Raw genomic sequence first — 7,347 nt, 5'->3', positions numbered from 1 at the left:
TGTTGACTCTGCCCGGGCCGAAGGGCCCCGTGGAGATCGAGGTGCGGCCCTACTCGGTTCCGATGCACCGGGTGATCCCGGGACTGGAATCCCAGCCGCACCGGATCGGGGTGGCGCTGATGAACCCCGTGGGTCGGGGACGGATCCGAGGTGGGAGCACCGCGGACAGCGGTCCTCACGTGGTGCTGGCCGACGACCCCCTCGACGCCGCCGCTCTGGAGCACGCCGCCGGGGCGGTCGCGGACGGACTGGGGATCCCGGATGGCGCGCCGCGGCCGGATCCGATCCGGTCCACCTCCCAGCACCTCGCGGGGTCGGCGCGGATCGGCGAGGTCGTGGACGACTCCGGCCGGGTCCTGGGGTGCGAGGGGCTGCGGGTGGCCGACGCCTCGGTGTTCCCGACACTGCCGCGGTGCGGCCCCTACCTGTCGGTTCTCGCGGTGGCCGAGGACCTCGCCGCGCGAGTGGTCCACCGGGACTCGTGGTAGAACCGATACGAGAACACGTTCCACCGCAGCGGTGGGGGTGCGGGCGGAAGGGTCAACATGACGAGTAGCGAGTTGGAGATCGAGACCGTCGAGCCCCGGTCGTTCACGGTCGCCGGAGCGGCCGGGATGCTCGTCGGCGACGTGTGGGAGCCGTCCGGTGGAGCCGATCCGGTCGACGAGATCCTCATGCTGCACGGCGGAGCGCAGACCCGGAACTCGTGGAACCGCGCCGCCCGGCGTCTGGCGACCGAGGGGTACCGGGTGACGACGATGGACGCGCGCGGTCACGGGGACAGCGACTGGGCGGACGACGGGGACTACGACATCCACCGCATGGTCGACGACCTGGAACTGATCGTGGCCGCACGCTTCACCGACCGGCTGCCGGTGCTCGTCGGGGCCTCGCTGGGCGGGTTGACCGGGCTGTTGGCGCTGGGGACGGGCAAGCCCGTCGCCCGGGCGCTGGTGCTGGTGGACGTCACCCCGAGGATCGAGGCGGAGGGTGTGGAGCGGATCGGGGAGTTCATGCGTTCCGGTCTCGACGGGTTCGCGGACCTCGAGGAGGCCGCGGACGCGATCGCCTCCTATCAACCGAATCGTCGTCGTCCATCGAACCTCGACGGCCTGCGCAAGAACCTCCGACAGAAGGACGACGGCCGCTGGTACTGGCACTGGGACCCACGTTTCGTCGCGGGCGCCACCGGAGACAACGCCGAGATCGGAAACGACTACTTCGAGGGGATCGTGCCCCACGTGTCCGAACCGACCATGCTCATCCGGGGGTCGCGTTCCGACATCGTCAGTGACGAGTCGGTGGCCCACCTGCTGCGACATCTCCCGCACGCCTACACGCACGAGGTCGCGGACGCGGGCCACATGGTGGCCGGTGACGACAACGCCGTGTTCCTCGACCAACTCGAGTGGTTCCTCGCGGAGATCCTCGGCTCCCCGCCCCGGCAGGGGGCGTCCGGGGAATAACCCCGATCGGGCGGCGTTGTTCCACACTGCACGGCCGTGAATACCCGCATGGGTATGGTTCGTGCGAGAAGGTCGTCGTCGGCGCGGGCTGTCCGTAGGCTGGCGACGAGAGACGACGGGACGAGAGTCGCCCCGTCCCGCTAGGAGGGCAATCGTATGACCACCGTCGACATCACGACCGCCGACTTCGAGAAGACCGTCACCGACAACGACATCGTCCTGGTGGACTTCTGGGCCGAGTGGTGCGGCCCGTGCAAGGCTTTCGGGCCGGTGTTCGAGAAGGTCTCCGGCAAGAACCCCGAGCTCGTCTTCGCGAAGGTCGACACCGACGCGGAGCAGCAGCTGGGCGCCATGCTCCAGATCCAGTCGATCCCCACCCTCATGGCGTTCCGTGAGGGCATCGCCGTGTTCCGTCATTCCGGCGCGATCCCTGAGCAGGCGCTCGACGACCTGGTCGAGCAGATCAAGGGTCTCGACATGGACGAGGTCCGCAAGGCCGTCGAAGAGGCGCAGGCACAGCAGGGCGACGCCCGGGCCTGAGTCCGGCCACGTCCGTCCGGGCGCAAAACAAGAACACGTTCTCGAATCAGCGAGCTCCGCGCCAGTAATGCGGATATCGTGATGAGAACACGTTCCAGTGGCGGGATCCCCCCGTCGCGCCCGGAGGGAGTCGAATGAAGACCAAGGCCGCCATCGCCCGCGAGCTGGGCAAGCCGTTCGAGATCGTCGAGGCCGAGCTCGACGGTCCCAATTTCGGCGAGGTGCTCGTCAAGTGGAAGGTCGCCGGCCTGTGCCATTCCGACCTCCACATCACCAGTGGTGACCTGCCCGGGCGTCTTCCGATCGTCGGCGGGCACGAGGGTGCGGGCGTCGTCGAGGCGGTCGGGGAGGGCGTGACCCACGTCCAGCCCGGCGACCACGTGGTGGGTTCGTTCATCCCGGCCTGCGGCAAGTGCTCGGCCTGCGCCCGCGGCATGACCAACCTGTGCGACGGCGGACTCAACGGCACCATCGGCGAGATGGCCGACGGCCGCTACCCGTTCGCCCTCGCCAATGGTGAGACCGCGGGTGCGATGTGCACCCTCGGCACGTTCTCGCAGTACACCGTCGCCAATATGAACTCGGTGGTCAAGGTCCAGGACTGGATCCCCTTCGAGGTCGCGGCGCTCGTGGGCTGCGGCGTCACCACCGGCTGGGGATCCGCCGTCTACTCGGCCGATGTCCGGGCCGGGGACACCGTGGTGGTCTTCGGCATCGGTGGCATCGGTATCAACGCGATCCAGGGCGCGAAGCACGCCGGGGCGCGATTCATCCTCGCCATCGACACCGACGAGTCGAAGCTGGCCAAGGCCCAGGAGTTCGGTGCGACCCACGTCTACACAGACGTGGAGCAGGCCAAGGCCGAGTTGCCGGGCCTGACCTGGGGCGCCATGGCGGAGAAGGCCATCATCACGATTGGTGTGGCCGATGCGAAGGTGACCGCCGACGCCACCGACATGGTGGGCAAGCGTGGGGTCGTGGTCCTGACCTCGATGGGCGGACTCGACAACCAGTCCATCAACCTCACGGGGTTGTTCGTCTCGCAGTACGAGAAGGTCATCAAGGGATCGTTGTTCGGCTCGGCCAACGCCTTCCACGACATCCCCAACATTCTGCGGCTGTGGGACGAGAAGCAACTGAAGCTCGACGAGCTGATCACCCACCGCTTCACGCTCGACCAGGTCAACGAGGGGTACGAGATCATGGAGTCGGGTGGACAGGGCATGGTCCGCGGGATCATCGTCCACGACGACTGATCGCCTCGGCCCGGGCCCCGGTTCCCCTCGGCAGAGGTGGGCCGGGGCCCTCGCCGTATCCCGGACTGGACAGAAATACCCCCATGGGTACAATGGGCCGTGGATCGACACGCATCCGCGAGAGAGCAGGAGGGCCTGGTATGGCTGACGACGAGGCGAGGACCCAGGTGCTCAACCGCCTGCGCCGGGCGCGGGGGCAACTGAACGCGGTGATCGACATGGTCGAGCAGGAGCGTCCCTGCAAGGATGTCGTCACGCAGTTGGCCGCGGTCTCCAAGGCGCTGGACCGTGCCGGATTCAAGATCATCAGCACCAACATCCAGGAGTGCCTGGCCGCCGACGGCGAGTCCGGTGAGGACGGCATCACGGTCGCCGAATTGGAGAAACTCTTCCTCTCGCTCGCCTGACCGCGGCCAGAGACCGTGGGATGCTGGCCCCGGCACCCGCAGACACCCGACCACAGACGTGAGGACTACGACATGGACGTCGGAATCGGTACGTACACGGCGATGGGGTTCGACGAGGCGGTGGAGGCCACCCGCGAGGCGCTCGCCGACCGCGGCTTCGGGATCCTCCACGAGATCGACCTCACCGCGACCCTCAAGAAGAAGATCGACAAGGACATCGAGCGCGTCCTGATCCTCGGCGCCTGCAATCCCGGGTTCGCGGGCGAGGCGTTCGACGTGAGCAAGGAGGTCGCGCTGATGCTGCCCTGCAACGTCGTGGTCCGTGAGTCATCCGGGGGATGCGTCATCGAGGCGCAGAACCCGGCGCTGCTGGCGCAGGTCATCTCTGGTGGCCTCCAGGACATGGCGGACGAGTTGTCCGCGCAGATGCGGTCGATGATGAAGGACCTGACCCGCTGAGTAGCCTTGGGGCATGACCCAGGAGCCGCACACCGATCCCCGGGCCCTCGCCCAGCAGAGACTGGAGGCGATGGTGGGCCGGGGGGAGTTGTCCCTCGCCGAGTTCTCGGACCGGGCCGCCCGCATCTGGTCCGCCACCTGCCCCTCCGAGTTGGAGGCGGCCCTGAGCGGGCTGCCGATGCACAGCGCCGCCGGGCCGCCCCCGACCTCGGCGCAGCCGCCGGCCACCCGGCCGACAGGGGCGATCACCGTGGACGAGAGTCAGAAGAGGACCTCGGTCTTCGACACGCTCAAGCGGGAGGGCCGGTGGTCCCTCCCGGATGACTACCGGCTGACGTCCTGGATGGGTGAGATCTTCCTCGACGCCCGTGAGGCGGTGGTCGACCGCCCACGCACGCACATCAAGCTCGATCTGTGGGCTGCCAACGCCAAGATCCTGCTCCCCCCGGGTGTCTCGGTCGCGGTGACCGGCAACCGGACGTGGTCCGAGCTCAAGATCGACGAGGGCCGCTACGACGTCCGTGGGGGCCCCCACCTGGACTTCGAGATCAACGGCTTCATGGCCGGCGTGAAGATCAAGATCCTCGCCGCGGGGGAGCGGATCCCCAAGACCTGGAAGTGGTTCTAGCGTCGCGCCGAGGGCTCACCCCTGCCGACGGCGCCACACCGTGTGACGGTGCCGGACCTCGTCGTCGTAGCCCTCGACGCGACTACGCGGGTCGGTGATCCAGTCGCCCACCTCGACCCGCTCCCAGGTCCCGTCCAGCTCCGGGGCGAGGACGGTCCCCGGGGCGTCCGCGTCGATCTCGGTGACCAGGCACTCGTCCGCCGCGACGAGCGCCGCGGCGTAGATCTGTCCGCCGCCCATGACGACGGCGTCGGGTCCGGCCGACGCCAGCGCCTCGGCCACCGACAATGCGCGCTCGGCCCCGCTGGCCGCCCACTCGGCGTCCCGGGTGCAGACGATGTTGCGCCGGCCGGGCAGGGGCCGGAACCGCTCCGGCAACGACTCCCAGGTGGCCCGACCCATCACCACCGGCAGGCCCGCGGTGGTCTGCTTGAAGAACGCGAGATCCTCCGGGACGTACCAGGGCATGTCCCGGCCGTCGCCGATCACCCCGCCGCGGGCCTGCGCCCACACCATCCGCACCGGCACGGTCGCCTCCGCCGCGCTCAGACCGCGACCGGGGCCTTGATGCCCGGGTGGTGCTCGTACCCGACCACGTCGAAGTCCTCGAAGCGATAGTCGAAGATCGAGTCGGCCCGCCGCAGGCGGAGCTCCGGGTAGGGGAAGGCCTCGCGGGCCAGCTGGGTCCGCGCCTGCTCGACGTGGTTGTCGTAGATGTGGCAGTCGCCACCGGTCCAGATGAACTCGCCCACCTCCAGTCCGACCTGCTGGGCCACCATGTGGGTGAGCAGCGAGTAGGAGGCGATGTTGAACGGGACGCCCAGGAAGAGATCGGCGCTGCGCTGGTAGAGCTGGCAGCTCAGCCTGCCGTCGGCCACGTAGAACTGGAACAGCAGGTGGCACGGCGGTAGCGCCATGTCCGACAGCTCGCCCACGTTCCACGCGGAGACGATGTTCCGACGGGAATCCGGGTCGGAGCGCAGGAGGTCCACCGACGCCGCGATCTGGTCGACGTGCCGCCCGTCGGGGGTGGGCCAGGACCGCCACTGAACGCCGTAGACGGGCCCGAGCTCGCCGCGCTCGTCGGCCCACTCGTCCCAGATGCTCACGCCGTTCTCGCGCAACCAGCCGACGTTGGAGTCCCCGCGCAGGAACCACAGCAGTTCGTAGGCCACCGACTTGAAGTGGACGCGCTTGGTGGTGATCAGAGGGAACCCCGCCGCCAGGTCATAGCGCAGTTGGTGGCCGAACAGGCTGCGGGTGCCGGTCCCCGTGCGGTCGGACTTGGGGCTGCCGTGCTCCAGGACGAGTCGGAGAAGGTCCTCGTACGGGGTGGGGACGGTCATGACCGGCAGTCTACGTTCGAGTCGCTTGCGCGGCCTGGGCGGCCAGGATCTTCTCGGTGAGCTCGGGGCGGCAGATCAGCACGTCCGGGGAGTGCGTGTCGGGCTTGTTGAACCGGATGGGCGTCCCGTCGAGGCGCGAGGCGTGCAGCCCCGCGGCCAGGGCGACGCCCACCGGCGCGGCCTGGTCCCACTCGTCCTGACCGCCGGCGTGAAGATAGGCGTCCGCGTCGCCCAGCAGAACCGAGAGCATCTTGGCCCCGGCGGAACCCATGGGACGCACCTGCAGACCGACCGCGTCAGCGACCTGGAGCGCCCCGGGCGGGGGGTTGTTGCGGCTGATGACCATGGTCCCCGAGGGGGGGCCGTCCACGTAGTCGACCTGGTCCGAACGGAACACTCGGCCCGAGTCGGGCAGTCCCACCGAGGCGACGGTGGGGTACCCGTCGACGACGAGCGCGACGTGGACCGACCAGTCGGATCGGCCGGTGGAGAACTCCTTGGTGCCGTCGATCACGTCGATGATCCAGACCCGGGACTTGTCCAACCTGCTCAGGTCGTCGGACACCCCTTCGGAGAGGGTGCCGTCGTCCGGACGGTGCACGGCCAGCACCTCGTCGGTCCAGTTCTGCGCGACCTCGTTGGCGACACGGGCCAGCGATCGTCCGCGGAGCAGCCCTCCGGCGCGCGTGCCCCGGACGATGTCCCCTATCCCCGTGGCGAGGAAGCAGGCGAGGTCATCGTCGTCGAGATCACGCGTGCTGTCGCTGTGCATGGCAGACACTCTACGGAGGAGGGGCGGCGATCGGGACGGTGTCGTAGTCGTGGGACATCATGAGTTCATGTCCGACGCACTGGAGCGGTTCCACCCGGCCACGGCCTCGTGGTTCCGTGGGGCGTTCGACCGGCCCACCCCGGCGCAGGAGGGGGCGTGGGATTCCCTCGCGAGCGGCGCCCACACGCTCGTCGTGGCCCCGACGGGGTCGGGCAAGACGCTGTCGGCGTTCCTCGACTCGCTCGACCGGCTGATGTTGGGGGGCGGGGGTGATACCGACGGCTCGGCTGAGCGCCCGCCCGGCACGCACGTCCTCTACATCTCCCCGCTCAAGGCGCTGGCCGTGGACGTCGAGCGCAACCTCCGGGCGCCGCTGGCCGGTATCGCCCGTCAGGCCGCGTCCCTGGGGGTGCGGACGGCCGAGGTGACGGTGGGGATCCGCACCGGCGACACCCCTCCGGAGGAGCGCCGCC

At 69.1% G+C, this 7,347-nt stretch carries 11 protein-coding genes; 8 read left to right on the top strand and 3 right to left on the bottom strand.

All coding sequences use genetic code 11. The features are described from left to right. The 7 genes from G6019_RS01885 to G6019_RS01855 all read left to right on the top strand — a co-directional run. The coding region (locus G6019_RS01885; protein ID WP_241725830.1) for a GMC oxidoreductase at positions 1-488 on the top strand (488 nt) is incomplete at its 5' end. Between the two features lie 57 nt (positions 489-545). Continuing rightward, a complete protein-coding gene (locus G6019_RS01880; protein WP_107757011.1) occupies positions 546-1,466 on the top strand; it encodes an alpha/beta fold hydrolase in 921 nt (306 codons plus the stop codon). Positions 1,467-1,622: 156 nt separating this feature from the next. Beyond that, positions 1,623-2,006, top strand: coding sequence for a thioredoxin (gene trxA, locus G6019_RS01875; RefSeq protein WP_107757010.1), 384 nt, complete (start codon positions 1,623-1,625; stop codon positions 2,004-2,006). A gap of 134 nt (positions 2,007-2,140) precedes the next feature. Next, complete coding sequence (locus tag G6019_RS01870; protein WP_107757009.1) at positions 2,141-3,262, top strand: NDMA-dependent alcohol dehydrogenase; 1,122 nt, start codon at positions 2,141-2,143, stop codon at positions 3,260-3,262. A gap of 140 nt (positions 3,263-3,402) precedes the next feature. After that, positions 3,403-3,669: a metal-sensitive transcriptional regulator gene (locus G6019_RS01865; RefSeq protein ID WP_017836249.1), complete on the top strand. Its 267-nt coding sequence runs from the start codon at positions 3,403-3,405 to the stop codon at positions 3,667-3,669. A 72-nt stretch (positions 3,670-3,741) separates the two neighbouring features. Continuing rightward, positions 3,742-4,128 carry a DUF302 domain-containing protein gene (locus G6019_RS01860; RefSeq protein ID WP_107757007.1) on the top strand — a complete coding sequence of 129 codons (387 nt, stop codon included), beginning with the start codon at positions 3,742-3,744 and terminating at the stop codon, positions 4,126-4,128. A 13-nt stretch (positions 4,129-4,141) separates the two neighbouring features. Next, a complete protein-coding gene (locus G6019_RS01855; protein WP_107757006.1) occupies positions 4,142-4,756 on the top strand; it encodes a DUF1707 SHOCT-like domain-containing protein in 615 nt (204 codons plus the stop codon). Between the two features lie 15 nt (positions 4,757-4,771). Here the strand turns inward: G6019_RS01855 and G6019_RS01850 are convergent, their stop codons facing one another. From G6019_RS01850 to G6019_RS01840, 3 genes are read right to left on the bottom strand one after another with little or no spacing between them, the layout of a single operon-like run. After that, positions 4,772-5,284, bottom strand: a complete 513-nt coding sequence (locus G6019_RS01850; RefSeq protein WP_107757005.1) for a dihydrofolate reductase — start codon at positions 5,282-5,284, stop codon at positions 4,772-4,774. 17 nt (positions 5,285-5,301) lie between these two features. Next, a complete protein-coding gene (locus tag G6019_RS01845; RefSeq protein WP_182612411.1) occupies positions 5,302-6,102 on the bottom strand; it encodes a thymidylate synthase in 801 nt (266 codons plus the stop codon). A gap of 10 nt (positions 6,103-6,112) precedes the next feature. Continuing rightward, positions 6,113-6,874: a 3'(2'),5'-bisphosphate nucleotidase CysQ gene (locus tag G6019_RS01840; RefSeq protein ID WP_156607221.1), complete on the bottom strand. Its 762-nt coding sequence runs from the start codon at positions 6,872-6,874 to the stop codon at positions 6,113-6,115. 67 nt (positions 6,875-6,941) lie between these two features. On the opposite strand from G6019_RS01840, the gene G6019_RS01835 reads away from it, so the two are divergent. Beyond that, on the top strand, positions 6,942-7,347 hold a 406-nt coding region (locus tag G6019_RS01835), incomplete at its 3' end, for a DEAD/DEAH box helicase (RefSeq protein WP_182626948.1).

Origin of the sequence: Dietzia sp. DQ12-76, assembly GCF_014145045.1 — a bacterium.
Classification (GTDB): Bacteria; Actinomycetota; Actinomycetes; order Mycobacteriales; family Mycobacteriaceae; genus Dietzia.
The sequence above is the reverse complement of the archived record's forward strand: the minus strand, read 5'-3'. Positions and strand labels throughout refer to the sequence as shown.